This window comes from Rhizobium grahamii CCGE 502, assembly GCF_000298315.2.
In the GTDB taxonomy this organism is placed as follows: Bacteria; Pseudomonadota; Alphaproteobacteria; order Rhizobiales; family Rhizobiaceae; genus Rhizobium; species Rhizobium grahamii.
Map to the genome: position 1 here is coordinate 20,891 of NZ_AEYE02000016.1, position 16,999 is coordinate 37,889.

Sequence of the window (16,999 nt, forward strand, 5' to 3'; positions counted from 1 at the left end):
CGGTTCCACCGGACTTGCTATCGTCAAGGAGGGAAGACTTCAGGAAGTCCTCGAATGTCCGCCAATGGCGAGGCCGGTATCTGTGAGTTCATGCTGCAAAAAAGCGCGACGCCGGTCGTCCGCATCCAGCCCGCTTCGCCCTTCGGGGCTCCCATCATCCGGCGAACGATGTCGACCGCGAATGCAGCCATGTGCCCGTCAGTGCCGCTATCCCATCAGTTCAATCGTCAACTGTCGAGCGGTGGCAAATCTGGCGCGTTTAGTCCGAGGAACGGATCGCGCCAGGCTTCAATCAAATTGAGCTGGTCTGACCATCGTTTTACGGCCGGGTATTCATCAATCGGGAGGCGCGCGGCGTCATTGAAGGGCAAGAATGCCGCCATCCGGAAATCGGCAAAGGAAATCGCTTCGCCGAGGAGCCACCGCCGATCGGAAAGGTGGCTGTCGAGGATAATTGCGGCCCTGTGGAACTGCCGCAGACCTTCTTCAACCATCACTTGGTCACAGGTCCCAATGCCGTACCGCAACTTTGTGCCGCGTTCCCAATGTACGGCGTCGCATGCCTTCATGAAGTTTTCCTTTGCCCAGCTGATCCAGCGTATCATCTCCGGCTCATCATCATCGGTTCTCCAGAAGTTCGAGCCGGCGCGTCGAGAGAGCCAGCAGGCAATAGCATCAGTCTCCCACAATGTCCTACCGCTATGCTGTAAAATCGGCAAAAGAAGGTTGGGGTTGAGCGGAAGGTAGCGCTCTGCTTGGCCTGGAGCCATTGGCTCGGCAAATTCAAATTCGATCTCTGCTTTCAAAAACCGCGCGACGGCGACAGCAAGGCGCGGATTAGGATTTCGGCTAAAATACAACTTCATTACGTTTCTCCGGATGGGCACTTAGCAAAGACGAACGAAGACAAACGGTTTCGACAACCAAACGCAAGAATCCGCTCCGGATTTCCATTTTTTAACGGCCAAACCGGGCTGGGGAAACACATTTTCACCAGTAATTGGCAAACAACAATTGTTGTGCTTCTTCGCAGCAATAGTCACCTGGGACCATCCTTTGCCGATCAGCCGGTCACGATGCGCCAGGTGCTGGCGCTGGAGTTCTAGAAACAACCTGAGCAGGTCCTCGGCGTCCCGCGTCGGCAAGCCGCATTGCGACAACTGCTCAATTCGGAATCGTTGCTCCGCAATGATGAACTCACCGCGGCACACACGCCTCTCGACGATCTCGACTTCAGTTTCGACAGAAGCGCCCATCGAGACAATATGCGTCACTTTGTACGCCATCGCACGAAACTCAACGCGGCAGGGAACCGGCGTCGCCAACTTGGGACCGGTGAGGACCATCTGACACGATGGCGACGGCGTCTTGTGTTCGGTTCCAACGCTATCTTCGACCTCACGAGCGATCAGTATCAATTGGGAGAATCAAATTCTGACACTAGCATCCGTTGCGGTACTTTCCGTCGCGATTGCCGGTAGTTCGTTTGTCTCGGGTGGCTTCGATACGAATGCCTTGGCAAAGAGCGGCGGCAACGGGGGAAATGGGAGGGGCAACGGCGGTGAAAATAGCGGTGGCGACAGCGGTGGCCACGGAAACAGCGGCAACCATGGCGCTGGCAACGGCAATAGCGAGAGCGGCGGTTCAGATCAAACTGGTGCCACCAAGTCGCAGAGTGGCGTCAAGGGGAAGTCGAGTGAGGCGGGCGGCTAGGCGCAGTCATCAACGAGCGACAAGGCAACCTCCGTCACCCGGGAGACAAATACTTCGGCACAACTTGCTGGGCTGAACTGGCTAAATCGCAACTACAAGGCTTATATGCACACCTCCGATCCGCCCATGACGGCGATTTCGGCCTTCGCGATAGCCTATGCTCAATACGAATTAGACAATGGAACCGAGCCCTCTGCAGATGATCCAGTCCTAGGCGACGACGCTCTCGAAGACGCCTTGGCCTCGGCGATGAAAAGCGGCGAGCTGAGTCCCGCTGCTCTCGACCGAGCAAAGGCTATTCTCGGAGTCGGCGAGGCAGATGGGACGATCGATCAAATCCTAGGTGCGTTGAAAAACTCACAGCCGGAGTAGGTCATGTGTCACGGACTTAGGTCCAGCTAGCTATCGGCAGAGATGCCGTTGAGACGTCTTCATTCCTCACCAGTCCCGAGGATGCGGTAGAAGCCTGGTAACGTTGGAACACGACACGCCAGGCTTCTCCACTTGCAGAACCCTGCGCGGTGCCAGGCTGACAATCGATCAACGGCAAGGGCTGGAAACGGTCCTGCCAAATCCCCACATTTCGTCTAGCGTTCGGCCATTGCCCCCCATGGCCAGCGTCAGGTCGGCTCCGAGAGAATGCACCCTCAAACGAGCCGGCCACCTCACCAGCATTTACAGGCGTTGCATTGTCGATCGTCGGACTTTGGTCCACTATCGACGCATCCGAAAAGGTGTAGAGTCGCTGTGTCCCGATGTGTATGGGCGGCGGGCAACTGGGAGTTTTCGCCGTGGAACCAGCAACCTCCGGAGCAATCGATGTCAGCCACTAGGGCTGCCGACCAGCAAACTCCAAGATATAAGATAAGGGAAAGCACCTCCTACAACGGCAAGTGGGCGGTTGTAGATGTACGCACCGGGTTGCCGGCGATCGTCGACGACGTTCCGCTCGATTGCATGACGGAAGGCGAGGCGAAGGATCTGGTCGACCTGATGAACGGCAGCGACCTGCGAACGGAAAGGTGAATTGCTCACTGGCCGAAGACAATCACAGCCCGTCATCACGTCGCGAAAGTCGCTTCCAGAGTCATGCCGCCAGTCCCGACCACGCCGAGCATGCGGCGGGATATCAGGGGACCGCGGACCAGAAACGCTATGATGCCAAAGAGGATGCCGGATCTCATCGATTTTGGCGCAGATTTTCCCGCTTCATCGCATGTAGGAACCGAGTGACGAGGATGGCACCGATTGCGCCGATCGGGTGGCCATGGGCGATGGCGCCGCCCTCGTCATTGACTATATCCTCCGAGCAGCCCCAGCTCCCGGGCGACCGCGATAGGCACGGCGGCGAAGGCCTCGTTGCTCTCGACGCGCTCGATGTCGGAAAGGCTCCAGCGCGCTCTTGCCAATGCCTTGCGCACCGCAGGAACGGGACCCAGCCCACACATGCCGGGCTCCACTCCGGCGAGCCCGCAATCCGGCCGATCGGCCTGATGCCTTTTGCCTCGGCGACGGCGCGTTCGGCGACGATCATCGCCGCAACGGCCCTGTTCAGCCCCGGCGCGTTGCAGGCGGTGATCGGGCCTCCGGGCCGAAAGGCCGTGCGCATCCATGCGATTATAACGGTGTGGCTTGGCTGCGAAGCGCTTCGAACGACCGCCCAAAGGCGACGGTGCTTTCGGCGAAGGCCTCACGCGTTGACGTCGACGACGGTGCGCCCCTGAACTTTCCCCGCCAACATCCGGGTTACGACGTCCGGAACGTCGGCAAGACCCACCGTTCGAGTGGTCAGTGCCAGCTTGTTCAGATCGAGGTCACGCGCCAGTCGGGACCAGGCTTCCATGCGGAGCGCTTGCGGCGCGTTGACAGAATCAATGCCGGCAAGCGTGACATTGCGCAGGATGAAAGGCAGGACTGTGCCGGGAAGATCCATGCCCTGAGCCAGGCCGCAAGCGGTAACCACGCCACGATACTTGGTCTGCGCGAGAACGTTGACCAGCGTATGGCTCCCAACGGAGTCGACCGCGCCTGCCCAACGTTCGCTGGCTATCGGCGCACCCGGTTGCGAAAGCGTGCTGCGGTCGACGACTTCCGCCGCACCGAGCTCTCGAAGATACCCAGCTTCGTCAGGCCTTCCGGTGGAGGCAATGACCCGATAGCCGAGAGTAGACAGCAGCGCGATTGCGATCGAGCCGACGCCGCCATTGGCGCCGGTTACGAGGATGTCACCCCGATCTGGCGTGATGCCGCCATGTTCGAGGGCAAGCACGCTTAGCATCGCCGTATAGCCGGCCGTTCCGATGGCCATACCATCCTGGGTCGTGAGCGGTTCAGGGATTTTGACCAGCCAATCGCCGTTCAGCCGCGCCTTTTGAGCGTAACCGCCGTGATGGGTCTGGCTCAGCCCCCAGCTATTGGCAACGACACGATCTCCGACGCTAATGCCGGGATGAGAGGAGGCTTCGACTATGCCGGCGAAGTCGATACCCGGGATCAGCGGAAACTGCTTGATGACGTCCGCACGTCCGGAAAGCGCCAGCGCATCCTTGTAGTTGACTGTCGAATAGTCGACCGCGATTGAGACATCGCCAGGCATGAGGTCGCTCTCGTCCATATCGATGAGGTTGGTCTCGATCCTGTCGTCGGACTTTGTAGCTAGAAGCGTCTTGAATGTCATTGTATGTCCTCATGGAATTGCTGGGGCTCGGCGGCAGCGCCGAAAATAAGAGCCGGAGCTATCGTTTCACGGTGATGACGACCTTGCCTTTTGCGCGTCCTGTCTCGACGTAGGCCAAAGCATCGCCGGTCTTCTCAAACGGTAAAACCTTGTCGACGACCGGGTGGATCACGCCCGATTCTATCAGGGAAGCGATCTCGCTCAACTGTTGGCCCTCGGCCTTCATGAACAGGAATGAATAGCGAATACCGAGGCTTTTGACTTTTTTCCGCACACCACGGCTCAGCAGGCGCATCACCAGTTTCAGGAACAGGTTCAACCCTAGTGCCTTGGCGAATTCGGGATCCGGCGGGCCCGAAATCGAGACGAGGAGGCCGCCTGGCTTCAAAACGCGTAGAGATTTTTCGAGCGTCCTGATGTCCTGGCTGTTGATGACAAGATCGTAGCCGGAAAGGACCTTTTCGAAATCCTGCGTTTTGTAGTCGATGATCACATCGGCGCCGAGGCTTTTCACCAGTTCGACATTCTTCGTGCTTGTCGTCGTCGCAACCGTCGCGCCGAGATGTTTCGCGAGCTGGATCGCGAAGGTCCCGACACCGCCGGACCCGGCTTGAATGAAGACCTTTTGACCCGGCTTCAGCCTGCCGACTTCTACCAGCGCCTGCCAGGCAGTTAGGCCCACCAATGGGATCGAGGCGGCCTCTTCCATGCTAAGGTTCTTAGGCTTCAGCGCCACGTCCGATGAATTGACGGCAATGAACTCAGCGAAGGTTCCCACCCGGTGATCGCGCGGCCGCGCATAGACCTCGTCGCCCGGTTTGAACTTCGTGACTTTTGAGCCTACCCGAATTACTTTCCCCGCGACATCGTGGCCCAGGATGAAGGGTCGGCGATACGGCAGAAAGAGCTTGAAGTCTCCATCCCTGATCTTGGAATCTAGGAGGTTCACGGCGGTAGCATGAATCTCAACCAGGACATCCTCGTCCCGCAACTCGGGCTTCGGCATCTCGGCCAGCCGCAGAGCCTCCTTCTTTTTATATTTATCGACAACGAATGCTTTCATGGCGTCTTCTTCTCCGTTGGAAGTTTTCTGGGCTGTCAGGCTTCGAGGAAGATCAAGGCCTTCGGCACGAAGTCGGCGTAATTCTGGAAAATCTCGCCATGCCCAGCGAGCTGTCATGAGAACGTGGTAAGGGCTTAGGCGCTAAATCCGTTGAACTTGCGCAAAATACCGTCAATCATCTTTTCCGGAAGGTAGCGGCGAAGGGCCCGCACCTGGCTGGATTGCTTGCCTGCAGAATAGCGAAGTTTCGGCCTTTTCGCGGCGGCAGCCTTAACAACGATATCGGCCACGACCTGCGGATCATCACCTTTTTCGACCCAGGTGCGCATCAAGTTTTCGCTGCGGACCCGCTCAGCCTGGTAGACTGGAAGCGGCTGGTCTGCACGGGTGAGATTCTCTTCAAAGGAGGTGCGTGTCACGCCTGGTTGGACGAGCAGGACACGAATGCCGAAGCCGCGCACTTCATGATCGAGCGATTCCGAATAGCCTTCTATTGCGTGCTTGGTCGAGGCATAGAAGGCGTTGTACGGAGACGGAATAAGCCCGAGGATGGAACTAATGTTCACGACCCGGCCACTTTTCTGCTTGCGCATGATCGGCAGCACGGCGTTGACGACACGGGCGACGCCAAAGACGTTGACGTCAAACAGGCGCTGAGCCTGGGTGATAGAAGACTCCTCCGCCCCGCCGAGTAGGCCTATGCCAGCGTTGTTAACGACGAGGTCGATGCCGCCAGCCTGTTCGACGATCTCAGCGATCAAAGCCTGAATCGAGGCTTCATTCGTCACATCGCAGATCAGCATTGTAATGCCCTGCGGGTTTGCCACCCGCTTGCGGCTCGTTCCGAACACACGGTAGCCGGCTTTTGCGAGCGCTTTGGCTGTCACCAATCCGATGCCGGAGGACGCACCGGTCACCAGCGCGACGTTATTGTTTATCTTGGCCATGTCATCAGCTTTCGTTTGGTGTGGATTATTATCAGATGCCGTGTTACTATTTTTTTGATACCATGTCACTATCGAAATGATACCGATGAAAAATAGCTCCACTCCACAGTGCCCGGTAGCGCGCGCCCTTCAGTCAGTAGGCGATGCCTGGAGTATTCTCGTCCTCAGAGACGCGCACGCAGGACTGACCCGCTTCGACCAATTCAGAAAGAGCCTTGGCATCGTGCCGACCATGCTCACCAAGCGGCTCAAAGCGTTGACGGAGGATGGCTTGCTGGAAAGGAGGCTTTATTCGGAAAAGCCCCCACGCGACGAATATGTTCTCACCGAGGCCGGCCGGGACTTCCTGCCGGTACTGATGATGATCGGCGCATGGGCGCATCGCCACTCAGACGGCAACCTCGCCCGTTATGTAGACGTCGAGACTGGTGAAGAGGTTCAGCCGATAGCTATCGACGCGGTCACTGGCGCGAAGCTAGGAACAAGGCCAATTCGGATGAACACCTGAAGGAATTGAAGCTCGCGTAGGATGTGATGCGACTTATGCCCGCGCAAAGCTGTCGAGCAGGTTCTCCCCTTGATACCGTCCAGCGCCCAATCAGGGTTGCCCCAAACGACCGTGATCGCACTCAGAGATCTTTAACGAATTGTGACGACATCAGGCGTTGAAATGGATTCGGAGATCGGCGCTGCCTCCGCCAAGACGACGGCCAAATTGCACGGCAAGAAAAATGCCCGCCGCGACCGGCGCCATCAATGCGGAGAGGTAGTCCTGGATTGGCCTCATGGTTCTGGGAACAGCAGGACCGCCAACCGCTGCCGCCAGACCTGCGAGCAGGCTGATCGGCTGTCTCTCGACTTTTAAAGGTTTGCACTGAAAATTGATCAGACCGACGGTTGGTTAGTCTCGGATTGCTGGTTGGATGTCGCGGCGGCTCTTCATTCCGAAAAGGGTTTCGCGGAAACTTGGTCGCACGCTTTATCCTGAGTAGCGAAGGCGAGAGCGGACTCATGGCGTCTTGTCCTCCTCCACTCGCTCCCGCCGTGCCTGCAGTCTGTCGAACTTGCCGAAGTCGGTCATGATGCTGACGAGGACGCTCCCCGTCCAACCGAAGGTGAACAAGCCGGACATTGCTATGATCGGTCCAAGCAGACGCCAGCGATCTGGCAGCGCGATGTTGCCTTCCCCAAGCGTCGTATAGCTCTCCAGCACGTAATAGTAGCTGTCGCGCATCGATGGGATGATGTCCCTGACATAGAGAGGAACCGCCCAGAGCAGAGTTTCTACGAAATGCAGGATCGCCAGCGCGGCGATCGTCACCGCCAGCATCAGGTTCAATCGCCAATGCGACGTGGTGCTCGTCACGCGTGCCCAGGATTTGCTGAACTGAAGGCTAATTGTCCGGATGCCCACGCCGTGCACGAAGATGATGACGATCAAAACCAGAGTGCCGACAAAGATTTCGAATACCGGGTTCGGGTTCGATAGATGGTCCAATCGCTAGGTCCTCAATCTTGTCACCGCTGACGGAAGGCTCCTTGCAAGCCTCCCGTCGCACAGAAACCAGCGCATCCATGTTCCCTCGCCCCGATGCTAGTAGCAGGGAGGATAGGGATAGTAGCCGCATGCCGGATGCGGGTAGTAGTAAGGACGTTCGGAAGCGACAGCCGCTCCCAGCGCTGCCCCTGCGACGACGCCCGCACCGTAGTATGCGCCCGGATGCGCATACCATCCCCCACGCCAGACTGCCGCACGGCCAACGCCCCCGACGGCGACGCCGCCGTATGGACCGCGGGCCGCAAACCAGTCGATGAACAGTGATGCGGGACCATCGGCTCCAGCGAGATCGCCTTCGAGGACGGCGACCTCAAAGGTCAGGTTTCCGCCCTCAAGCTTTGGTGTCTTCAGGACCACCACGGCATCGGCGACAGTATCACCTTTGCCACTCAAGACCGAGATCGTCGCGTTGGGTGGGTCCTTGGCGAAACTGTCGGGGCCCTCACCCCATTGCTTGATGAACTCGGAGGTGAGCACATGGCCCGCCGATCGCACCGGCCGGTCGGCGAACACGATCGACACCGCGGAGATGCCACTCATCGTCAGTTTGCCGTTCTCGAGCTTTGCGCCTCCGGAATTGAGGACGGCAAGCGACGGCACCATCTTTGCTTTGGTTGCGCCAATGGTCTTCTGCGCGGGCGCCGAGATGGCGTCCTGTGCGAGCGCTGGAGGAGCGGACAATAGGCCCGCTGCCGCCACCACCAAACACATGTCGAATAATCTAGGCATTGGTCTTACTCCCTGGATTTTCCTTGAGTGGCTCTATTTCAGAAGCCCCAGATTGATCAGCTGCACGCGCCTGTTGTCGGCCGACTCCGGATGACCGGGATCGATCGGCCATTCCTCGCCGGCTCCCACTGAAAAAAGGCGGTCGGGGGAAACCGCAAAAGTGGTCGACAGCGCCTCGTTGATTGCGTCAGCCCGCTTCTGGCTGAGTTCGAGATTGTGTTTGGCGGTTCCAGTCGCGCTCGAGTGCCCGACGATGAGGAACTTGTAGCGGAAAAGGTCCGGATGATGCAGTGCATCCGCAATCAGCCCGACGGTGCGGTAGGATTTCGGCTCGATGGCAGTCGAGTTGTTTTCGAAATCGATCTCGACGATCAACTGCGAAAGTTCTGACAGCTTGCTCCAGTTAGGCAGCGCTGCAACGCCCTTTCCCACATTGGCGTTGGCTTCCTCAATGAGGAGCGCCACATCGACGGCAGGTGCCGCCGACCTCATCTGTGCGAGCGTGCTCATGATCTGACTGTTGTCGAGCTGCTGGGCGGAAGCGATGCACGGGGCCAGAAGCAGGCCGAGTGCCAAGGAGATGCTACGAACGTTCATTTTCTTTTCCCCGGTTCCGGTCATGGTTCACCGCCATCCGGCGTCGGTGATTGCCTGGTTACATTCCCTGTTGTCGACGCGCTTCGTCTCGACGAGACATGACAGAATGTTGCCGTCGCCCTGCACGCCGTTGCAGTATTGCGAGATGTCATGCTGGCAGACCTTGAACACCGACGCCTGCGCCTCCTGGCGCTGAGCGATCGACGTCATGACGCTGCCCAGAGTCGATGTGCAGGTCGGTGAGACCTTCGCCGCGTTCTTTTCGAGGCAGGCCTGGATGCGGCCGTTTCCGAGGTTCTCGCCATTGCAGAACTTCTTGATGTCGGAGCCGCATTCCTTGGCAAGGGTCGTTACCGCGTCAGCGTAGCTGAGCGTGTCTGCCCGACCCACGGCTGTTATGGATAGGAAAGCGGCAAGGGCCGCCCCTGCGAAGATGCCAACTCTGTCTCTCATCATTGTTCCTCTCTCCGAGCGATTGATCTGAAGTGGTCATTTATCGGTATGCGCAGTGGGGTTATCTTCGTGGCGGTTTGAACGGGACGACGGCGTCTCTATCGAGGGCCTGCGCTATCTCCGTGCGGAGGATGTCCATGAGTTCCTGATACTCGGCGATGCGCTCGCCACGTTCCTGAGCGGACGATCGTTCCCATTGCAGTTTCTCGTCATGCGCAGTCAGAAAGTCGTCGCAGAGGTCGCGAAAACCCTCGTTGTGTGCGGCGAGTTCCTCGATGACTTTGGCGCGTTCCTTGAAGGAGCTCTTTACGAATTCAACACCGTTCCCCATGCGGTTTATCCATTCGCGTCCGTCGCCTGGCAGCAGGCGATCTCACAAGATGATGATACAAATCTCTCCCTTTGCACCGTGTGTTACTGTAACAAACGGTCCCGAGGCCGCGACGACCGTCAACGCAGCCCCCATCCCAGAAGCAGTAGGCCGCTTGCGGCCGTCCAACTGCCCGCCACGCGCATCGCAATGCGCGTCCAATCCCATTTCGCTTTCGGCACGGCAGCCGAGACAAGGGCGATCAAGACAAAGATCAGCCCGGCGGAGCCAATGATCGCTGGGGCTCCGTCCCTGGCTGCGGAATACGCCGAGCCGAAATTCCAACCTTCGAACGCGCCGAGCAGGACCACGAGCAATGCCATACACCACGCCGGCATTCGAATGTCGGCAGCCGCCAGACCTCCCAGGATCAGCAACGGCAGGCTTTCATAGGCCGGATTGATAGCGAGCGAACCGAGCACCATTCCGACCAGTCCGAAGGCTATCCACGCGACCGGCAGGAGCAGCACGGCTATCCGGGCATGGGCCAATCCCCTTAGCCCGGCGAGCATGCCGAGCGCGACAATAGGCAGAATGGCCTCCGGCGACATCGCGAAATGCGCGACCCCGTCGTAGATCGGCCCAAGCCCTGTATTGACGAGATGAGCGCTGGCGTCGACCGGCATTGCTGTGATCCCGATCGGCGCCCATGCGGCGCGAGTACGACTTTTCCTGAGAGCCGTCGTCGTCATGCGAGTGCATTCCACAAGAAGAACGCCCCGACGGCTCCGACCGCGCCGCCTGCCGCCCTGACTGTGATTTTGCCCCATGGCCATTGGTAGAGCAGGCCGATGACGATGCCGACAGCATGCAATAGGCCAGTGGCGATCACGAAGCCGAGGCTGAAGACCAGGGCGTTCTCGCCAAGTGGGAGTTCGGTACCGTGCGCGTAACCGTGGAAGATCGCAAAGACCCCGACCAGGATCGCCGCCGCAAACAGCGGCGGGCGAGTTTCGGTCAGCACGGCTATCCCCAGCAGGACGCCCGACAGCGCGATGCCAATTTCAACACCGGGCATCGGCACGCCGAGAAGGCCCAGAAAGCCGCCGAATGCCATGACGAGGGGAAACGTGATCGGCAGCATCCAGATGGCGGGCTTTCCCAACTGCGCGCCCCACAGGCCAACGGCGATCATCGCCACGACGTGATCGAGCCCCGTGATCGGATGGAAAAACCCGGCGGCGAAGCCTGACACACCACCCGTCCCAACATCGGCTTCGGCGACGCCGGTTGACAAGAGCAGTGCCGTAACGACAAGGCCAATGCTGCGAAGCACACAGTGTTTCATGCAACTCCCCCAAACATTACAACGATGCGATCAACGGTCCAGTAAGCTCCCAACATCCCCACCACGTAGGCGGGCATCAGTTCCAGGCCGCGCGGCAATCTGATTTCGATCGATTTCAGCGCCGCGATCATCAGCAGGATCAGTCCCACGAAGGCCAACTGTCCCGCCTCAACGCCCAGATTGAACATCAGCAGGGCGAACGGGATGTCGCCTTGCGGCAAGCCGAGCGACGTCAGTCCGCTCGCAAATCCGAAGCCATGCAGCAGCCCGAAGGCGAAGGAGACGATCCAAGGGTGGCGAATCGTGAAGCTCGTCTGTCCACGCCACACCCGGACGATCTCGGGTCCCAGAAACAAGATGGACAGGGCAATCATTGCGTTGAGCGGCAGCGCCGGAATCTCGACCTTGCCCAGCGTCGCGACCGCAAGCGTGATGGAATGGGCGACCGTGAAGGCGGTGATCGTCTTTACCAGCATCCATCTGGAGCGGACGATGAAGAGCAGACCGAAGACGAACAACAGATGATCGATACCGAGAAGGATGTGCTGGAAGCCGCTCACGAAGTAGACCCTTGCCGCAGCCAGAGGGCTGCGCGTGGCGGCGAAGTCGATCCACGGTTCAGAGGGATGGATCATCGTCGTCTCGACAGTGCCGTCCAGCAGATGAACGCGGACCAGCACATCGGTGATCGTTGCCTGTAACCCGACGAATTCGACACGTTCACCTGCAAGACCACCGCCGTCTGTCTCGATCACCCGCGTTTGGACAAGCGAATCCGGAAGATCGCGCTCAGCCGGCCCCGTCACGTTGCGCACGCTCTCGGGAAACCGCAGGACGATGGGGAGCCGCATGCCTGACAGCATGGGCGTGCGCCAGACGACCTTGTAACGCTTTGCCGCCATTTCATCGATCTGCAGATAGGCGGGCCGTATCTCGTGGGCGACCGCGCTCGAGACGAACGCAACGGCTGCCACGACGACCCCAAACAGCAAACGCCAAAGCGACATGGGCAAGTGCAATCGAGCGCTCATTGGGCTGACAACTCAATCTGGGCGCTCGCCCCTGCCGGCACCTCCAGGCCCCGCAGGTCGTCCGCGGTAACGGTGGGCAGGTTTACGACGTAGCGCGAACGCATCTCCTTCAGGGCGTTGCTCTTCACCTCTGCGTAGCGCTCGTCGAGCCATGCCGATTTGACGGCAGGAGCGACTTCCTCGAATGCAGGAACCCGTCCGGGCTCGATGGAATCGACCCATATAAGATGCCAACCGTAGCCGGACTGTACCGGTCCTTGCCACGATCCTGGTTTCAGGGTGAAGAGAGCCTTAGCAAAGTTCGGTCCGAGCTCCTTGGCCATTTGATCGGGCGTGGCGTCGCTGTAGTAGTTCCGGAACATGAACGGGTCGGCGACCGACGCAACTTCAGGGGAGCTGGCTGGTTTGCCAGAGATAGTCGGTATCGCGGCCACGGCGGCGTCGCGGGCGGCCTCGCCGTGCTTGTCAAACGAGAAGTATAGATGACGAAAGCTCAGGTGTGGGGAAAGCGCGAAGCGGTCTGAGCGTTTCGCATACCACGCCTCGAGTTGAGCATTATTTGGCTCGTCCAGACTCGCCAGGTCGGCGGCCAAGAAGTCCATTTTCTGGGCCAGTCTGCGCTTGATGATCTCATCGTCGCGATCAAGGCCAAGGGAGACGGCCTCGCGGAACAAAATCTCTTCGGTGACCTTCTGGTCCATGAGGCTTCGCATCTCATCCGGCGTGGGTGGTGGCCGGCCCTGCGCCAGCCAGGTCACCGCAAGCTGACGGACGTCATCCTTCGTCAGATTGATTTTCTGCTGGTCGACGGCTTCCTCGGGTGCCGGGGTGAACAAGCGATAGCCACCAAACAGAACTACGCCGACAACGACGAAGTGCAGGAGCGGTTCGCTCAGAAGCCGCTGCCACTTCTTTTTCGGGACGTCGGACGGGACTGGCATAGGGACACCTATTGTCGTTGATCAGCAGAAGGACCCAAAGCTGCCTGAGCGGTGGTCAGCGGACTGCGTTTGAGATAGCTGAGGATGGCAAACTGCTCGGCGGGATCGCGGACCGCCTTAGATCTGATGATGGCGACGTAGTCCGCGGTCGCATCCCACGCCTCCCAGTCCGCCAGTTCCGTGGCGACGAACCCGGCCATCGGCTTGCGTATCTCAATGAAGTTGCGATAGGCCTCGATCACCCGCTGCCGGGGGATGGTGCCGTCGGCACCGCCATGCACGCTCAATGCGAGAAGAGCCGCCTGGATTTCCGGCAGGGTCCGCTGGCGATCGGCGAAGAAGGTTGTCTCCAGCCAGTCGACGCGGCTTGCACCCCGCAATTCCAGATCGGCGGCCAGCAAAGCCGAAAGGTTGGTCGCGTCCCGTGTCTTCAACGCCGTGTCGATTTGCTGTTCAAGCGCGACGGCTGTATCAGGACCGCCTGCGATACCCAGCAGCAACGTGTAGGCCGGACGTCGAGAAGCCAATGTCGAATCATTGGTCCAGGTCACTAGTTTGGCTGGATCGAGCTGTGGCTTGAGCAGCCGGGTCACGCCGTAAGGCGCTCGCGACAGCTCGCCATATGCGATCTCGGCTACCAAAGGTTCAGGGCTTTCAAGTTGCGACGCGACGACGACAATCCGTTCCCGCCATTCGTCGTCCGTCAGATACGAGGATGTGAGGGTCAGTTGTGGCCAAATTCTCTTCGGCGTCGCTGCGCTTTGCTTCGTCTGCGCGAGTTGTCGTAGCCACCCGGCGAAGTCGACCGGCATTGCGCCCAAGCTCGTCCATTTCTCGGAAACCGTGTCGTGAAGGAGAAGCAAGGGCCTATTGTCGAGTTTCGCCACCTCTCCATCCGCGACAGTCAGACCGTCGACCGACATCACCGCCACGGCGACTGGCGTGACCAGTCCGGGCTGCACGAGGACATCGCCGACAGTTCCGTTCCCCTTGACAATTTTCATGACACGGAACCGACCTTGCCCATCCAGGGGAGTGGCTAGCACCGCCTGGTCTGCGGCGTCGATCTTCTGGCCCGGCGTCACCGCCAGCCCCGAGAAGCAGATGGCACAGGCCTGCGCATTTCCAGCGAAGGCCAGGATCACACTGCCTATGCTCAAAAGCAGCCGTACGAATGCCTTCGCTACCATGGGACTCTCCATTACCCTCGGCCAGCCCTCCAACATCGGCCGACGACCATCGGCGCGCAGTCAATAGAGCTTCCAGTTCAGAATGGTGCCTTCTGCGGGGTCAAGGGATCGAGCATACGCGGCGTCGGCACGACTTCGTAGTTCGCGAAGCCGAACTCGTTGCTGCGGGCGGCGTAGTATTTGTCGCCTAGCTTGTAGACGGTTGCCTCATACGGAGCGTTATTGAGGGTCGTGATGATGGCCCCGTCCTTGATGGCGTAGGCGGTACCCTGCCCCGTCAGGCCCCCGTGTAATACGTCCCCGATCTCGCTGGGCTTCGGGATCGCTCCGTTGACGTTGCCGACGAGGCGCTGGCCCGATGTGGTCCAGGCGATGTTGAAAACTTCCCCTGTGACGTTGTTGCGAACCCAGCTCGACTTGCCGACGACGAGGTCGGTGAGGGCTTTGGTATCAAGCGCCATCGCACCTTGCTGCTTCAGATCCGCAACGGTCGTGCCCTTGTCGGCGGCAGCCCGCAGGTCCTTAGTCGGCGTATACCAAATCGGCGAACTCCACGCGCGTTCCTGAACGGTCGCGGCAACATTGTCGGGGGGCGCAATGCCCAGCTCCTTTGCCTGGATCGTGGTCCAGCGAGGTGTCGGGATTTCGAGAGTACGCAGATAGTAGAAGGCGTCGAGGCTCGGATCGAATTCAGGGTCCGTCCAGGAACCCTTCAATTCAACGGCGCCGATGGTGTTGGTGTAGCTTGCATCGGAGATGTTCACTGTGCTGCCGATCGGCGGGACGATTCCGGTGAATTCATCGGGCGTACGGTTCCCAGCCCAGGCGACGTCGTAGACCTTCTCGAAGCTCTGGCCATGCTTCGACCAGCCCTTGACGATCTGGATTCGGTCGAGATTGCCGGAGGTCGGGTCCTTCACCGCCCAGACGGCAAAGGACGGCGCTTTGGCTTCACCCAGCGGAGGCAGGTCGCCGCCCATCGGCACCCCGCTCGCATATGCGGTCTTCACCCAATCTTGTTTGGCAACATTGGTTGCGTTGGCGCCCCCGAAGAAGCGGACCTTGATGTGCGGACCGCTGGTGGCAAAGGTCTCCTTGCGCTGCATGGCGTCGAAGAGTGACGCTCGGGTATTTTCTTCGGCCCAGACGCCCGTGAGGCCTGCGGGGTTTTCAAGCCGGACATCGAGACCTGCGAAAACGTAGCCCGACATGCGCTGCTTTATGTCGCCGTCATTGCGCGCATGGCCGCCGTAGAAATTGTCTTGACGATAAGGCACGCCGGTATTGTGAGAGTCCGATCCGCCGACGAATCCAGTCTTGTAGGGGTTGAACCCTTTCGCTTGCGCCATCGCCAGGCCATCCTTGAGCGCCTGTCTGATGTAACTGCCGGAGACGGTCGGGAAGCGGCCTGCCGGATCGCCGAGGAGGTAGGTGAGGATTTCGAAGTTGGCGAACTCGTCGTTGGGAGACAGGGTCGGGTGAGTCTCGGACGCTCCCTTGATTTGCTTGATCTCGCTCAGCCGCTCGTTGCGATCGCGCGATGCTGCCCAGGCGGCGTCAATGGGGCGCCCCTTCTCATCGACATCGGTCGGAAACATATGGCCGTCAGAGAGATTGGCATTGTGGGAGATTGCCAGAAGGTCGTTGCCTGCCTTGCGCTGTCCATCCATCCAGTTCCAAAGGTCAGATGGGTCGCTTGAATCGATCGAACTGTAAGGTGCCTCCGGGACTTTGGCGCAATCACGGAAAAAGACATTGCGGTGCATGTTGCGGTTGTTCGGCGTCGACGTCCACTCATAGGAGCAGAAAGCCGTAAACTTACCGGGTTCGTTGGCCTGGTCGGCCATGTCGATGTTCTGCTTCCAGACGGAACCAGCCACCTCGGGCGATATGAGCTCCTTGATCGGATCCTTGTCGACGATCGTACCTCCCAACCAGAGGTAAATCCGTGTGATGTCTGCCGGGTCTTTGACGATCAGCTTCTGCGCGATCGGAAGCTTGCTGATGGCTGAACCTGGCGTGTTGGCAAGCGCGACGGTTCCAACATACTCGGAATGATCGGTGACACCCATCCAGTCAAGCGGCGTGTCGATCTTGATGTCATATCCGAGTGGATGCTTGATTGTCTCGCCCTTGGCGTATCTGTACGCGTCGGCTGGCGTGCTCTTCGTGTTGCCGAAGATGTAGGCGTCAAACGACCACCCGGTGTGGACGTGCGTTTCGCCGAAATAGGCCTGCCTTTCCTGTGCCGATGCCGCAACGACTGAGACCATTAGAATGGTTGACGACAGCAACAAAGTCAGTTGGTTCGATCCGCTCATTCTAGCAATCCTTTATCGATGGGGTGCGGGTATCCCTCGGGTCAAGCGAATGTCTGTGAACTTCCTCGATCTCGGTCGCGCGCCACGCCTTGGTGAGAACGCCTGCAGCAACCCCAGCAAC

The 16,999-nt window shown here is 59.2% G+C and carries 18 protein-coding genes and 2 pseudogenes; 3 read left to right on the forward strand and 17 right to left on the reverse strand.

What is annotated here, in order from left to right:
* Positions 1-227 precede the first annotated feature (227 nt).
* Both RGCCGE502_RS16220 and RGCCGE502_RS37295 read right to left on the reverse strand, forming a co-directional pair.
* Positions 228-866, reverse strand: coding sequence for a glutathione S-transferase family protein (locus RGCCGE502_RS16220; RefSeq protein ID WP_016555256.1), 639 nt, complete (start codon positions 864-866; stop codon positions 228-230).
* Positions 867-887: 21 nt separating this feature from the next.
* A complete protein-coding gene (locus tag RGCCGE502_RS37295; RefSeq protein ID WP_176705702.1) occupies positions 888-1,418 on the reverse strand; it encodes a hypothetical protein in 531 nt (176 codons plus the stop codon).
* On the opposite strand from RGCCGE502_RS37295, the pseudogene RGCCGE502_RS16230 reads away from it, so the two are divergent.
* Both RGCCGE502_RS16230 and RGCCGE502_RS16235 read left to right on the forward strand, forming a co-directional pair.
* Positions 1,414-2,085 (forward strand): annotated as a pseudogene (locus RGCCGE502_RS16230) (hypothetical protein). The gene RGCCGE502_RS37295 and the pseudogene RGCCGE502_RS16230 overlap by 5 nt on opposite strands.
* A gap of 447 nt (positions 2,086-2,532) precedes the next feature.
* The gene (locus tag RGCCGE502_RS16235) at positions 2,533-2,739 is read left to right on the forward strand and encodes a hypothetical protein (RefSeq protein ID WP_016555260.1); all 207 of its coding nucleotides are present in this window, start codon (positions 2,533-2,535) and stop codon (positions 2,737-2,739) included.
* Between the two features lie 154 nt (positions 2,740-2,893).
* On the opposite strand, the pseudogene RGCCGE502_RS35320 reads toward RGCCGE502_RS16235, so the two are convergent.
* The 4 genes and pseudogenes from RGCCGE502_RS35320 to RGCCGE502_RS16255 form a co-directional block, all read right to left on the reverse strand.
* Positions 2,894-3,331, reverse strand: a pseudogene (locus RGCCGE502_RS35320) (acetyl-CoA C-acyltransferase); the annotation flags it as partial.
* Between the two features lie 72 nt (positions 3,332-3,403).
* Positions 3,404-4,390 carry an acrylyl-CoA reductase (NADPH) gene (acuI, locus tag RGCCGE502_RS16245; protein ID WP_016555262.1) on the reverse strand — a complete coding sequence of 329 codons (987 nt, stop codon included), beginning with the start codon at positions 4,388-4,390 and terminating at the stop codon, positions 3,404-3,406.
* A 58-nt stretch (positions 4,391-4,448) separates the two neighbouring features.
* Positions 4,449-5,453: an NADP-dependent oxidoreductase gene (locus tag RGCCGE502_RS16250; protein ID WP_016555263.1), complete on the reverse strand. Its 1,005-nt coding sequence runs from the start codon at positions 5,451-5,453 to the stop codon at positions 4,449-4,451.
* 134 nt (positions 5,454-5,587) lie between these two features.
* Complete coding sequence (locus RGCCGE502_RS16255) at positions 5,588-6,400, reverse strand: oxidoreductase (protein ID WP_016555264.1); 813 nt, start codon at positions 6,398-6,400, stop codon at positions 5,588-5,590.
* 85 nt (positions 6,401-6,485) lie between these two features.
* On the opposite strand from RGCCGE502_RS16255, the gene RGCCGE502_RS16260 reads away from it, so the two are divergent.
* The gene (locus tag RGCCGE502_RS16260) at positions 6,486-6,908 is read left to right on the forward strand and encodes a winged helix-turn-helix transcriptional regulator (protein WP_016555265.1); all 423 of its coding nucleotides are present in this window, start codon (positions 6,486-6,488) and stop codon (positions 6,906-6,908) included.
* Positions 6,909-7,409: 501 nt separating this feature from the next.
* On the opposite strand, the gene RGCCGE502_RS16270 is transcribed toward RGCCGE502_RS16260, so the two are convergent.
* The 11 genes from RGCCGE502_RS16270 to RGCCGE502_RS16320 all read right to left on the reverse strand — a co-directional run bounded on the left by RGCCGE502_RS16270 (position 7,410) and on the right by RGCCGE502_RS16320 (position 16,830).
* Positions 7,410-7,898, reverse strand: coding sequence for an ion channel (locus RGCCGE502_RS16270; protein WP_016555267.1), 489 nt, complete (start codon positions 7,896-7,898; stop codon positions 7,410-7,412).
* 96 nt (positions 7,899-7,994) lie between these two features.
* Entirely contained in the window at positions 7,995-8,687 is a 693-nt protein-coding gene (locus tag RGCCGE502_RS16275) for a hypothetical protein (RefSeq protein WP_040674727.1), read from the reverse strand.
* A 33-nt stretch (positions 8,688-8,720) separates the two neighbouring features.
* A complete protein-coding gene (locus RGCCGE502_RS16280; protein ID WP_016555269.1) occupies positions 8,721-9,308 on the reverse strand; it encodes an OmpA family protein in 588 nt (195 codons plus the stop codon).
* A 3-nt stretch (positions 9,309-9,311) separates the two neighbouring features.
* A complete protein-coding gene (locus RGCCGE502_RS16285; RefSeq protein ID WP_016555270.1) occupies positions 9,312-9,740 on the reverse strand; it encodes a cysteine rich repeat-containing protein in 429 nt (142 codons plus the stop codon).
* A gap of 58 nt (positions 9,741-9,798) precedes the next feature.
* Positions 9,799-10,068: a hypothetical protein gene (locus RGCCGE502_RS16290; protein WP_016555271.1), complete on the reverse strand. Its 270-nt coding sequence runs from the start codon at positions 10,066-10,068 to the stop codon at positions 9,799-9,801.
* A gap of 119 nt (positions 10,069-10,187) precedes the next feature.
* On the reverse strand, positions 10,188-10,799 hold the full coding sequence (locus tag RGCCGE502_RS16295; RefSeq protein WP_016555272.1) for a HupE/UreJ family protein: 612 nt from the start codon (positions 10,797-10,799) through the stop codon (positions 10,188-10,190).
* Positions 10,796-11,395, reverse strand: a complete 600-nt coding sequence (locus RGCCGE502_RS16300; protein ID WP_016555273.1) for a HupE/UreJ family protein — start codon at positions 11,393-11,395, stop codon at positions 10,796-10,798. Before RGCCGE502_RS16300 ends, RGCCGE502_RS16295 begins: the two co-directional genes overlap by 4 nt.
* Entirely contained in the window at positions 11,392-12,426 is a 1,035-nt protein-coding gene (locus RGCCGE502_RS16305; RefSeq protein ID WP_040674730.1) for a HupE/UreJ family protein, read from the reverse strand. Before RGCCGE502_RS16305 ends, RGCCGE502_RS16300 begins: the two co-directional genes overlap by 4 nt.
* Positions 12,423-13,367, reverse strand: coding sequence for a peptidylprolyl isomerase (locus tag RGCCGE502_RS16310; RefSeq protein ID WP_016555275.1), 945 nt, complete (start codon positions 13,365-13,367; stop codon positions 12,423-12,425). Before RGCCGE502_RS16310 ends, RGCCGE502_RS16305 begins: the two co-directional genes overlap by 4 nt.
* Before the next feature lie 8 nt (positions 13,368-13,375).
* Positions 13,376-14,557, reverse strand: coding sequence for a hypothetical protein (locus tag RGCCGE502_RS16315; RefSeq protein WP_016555276.1), 1,182 nt, complete (start codon positions 14,555-14,557; stop codon positions 13,376-13,378).
* A gap of 77 nt (positions 14,558-14,634) precedes the next feature.
* A complete protein-coding gene (locus RGCCGE502_RS16320; RefSeq protein ID WP_016555277.1) occupies positions 14,635-16,830 on the reverse strand; it encodes a DUF3604 domain-containing protein in 2,196 nt (731 codons plus the stop codon).
* Between the last annotated feature and the right edge of the window lie 169 nt (positions 16,831-16,999).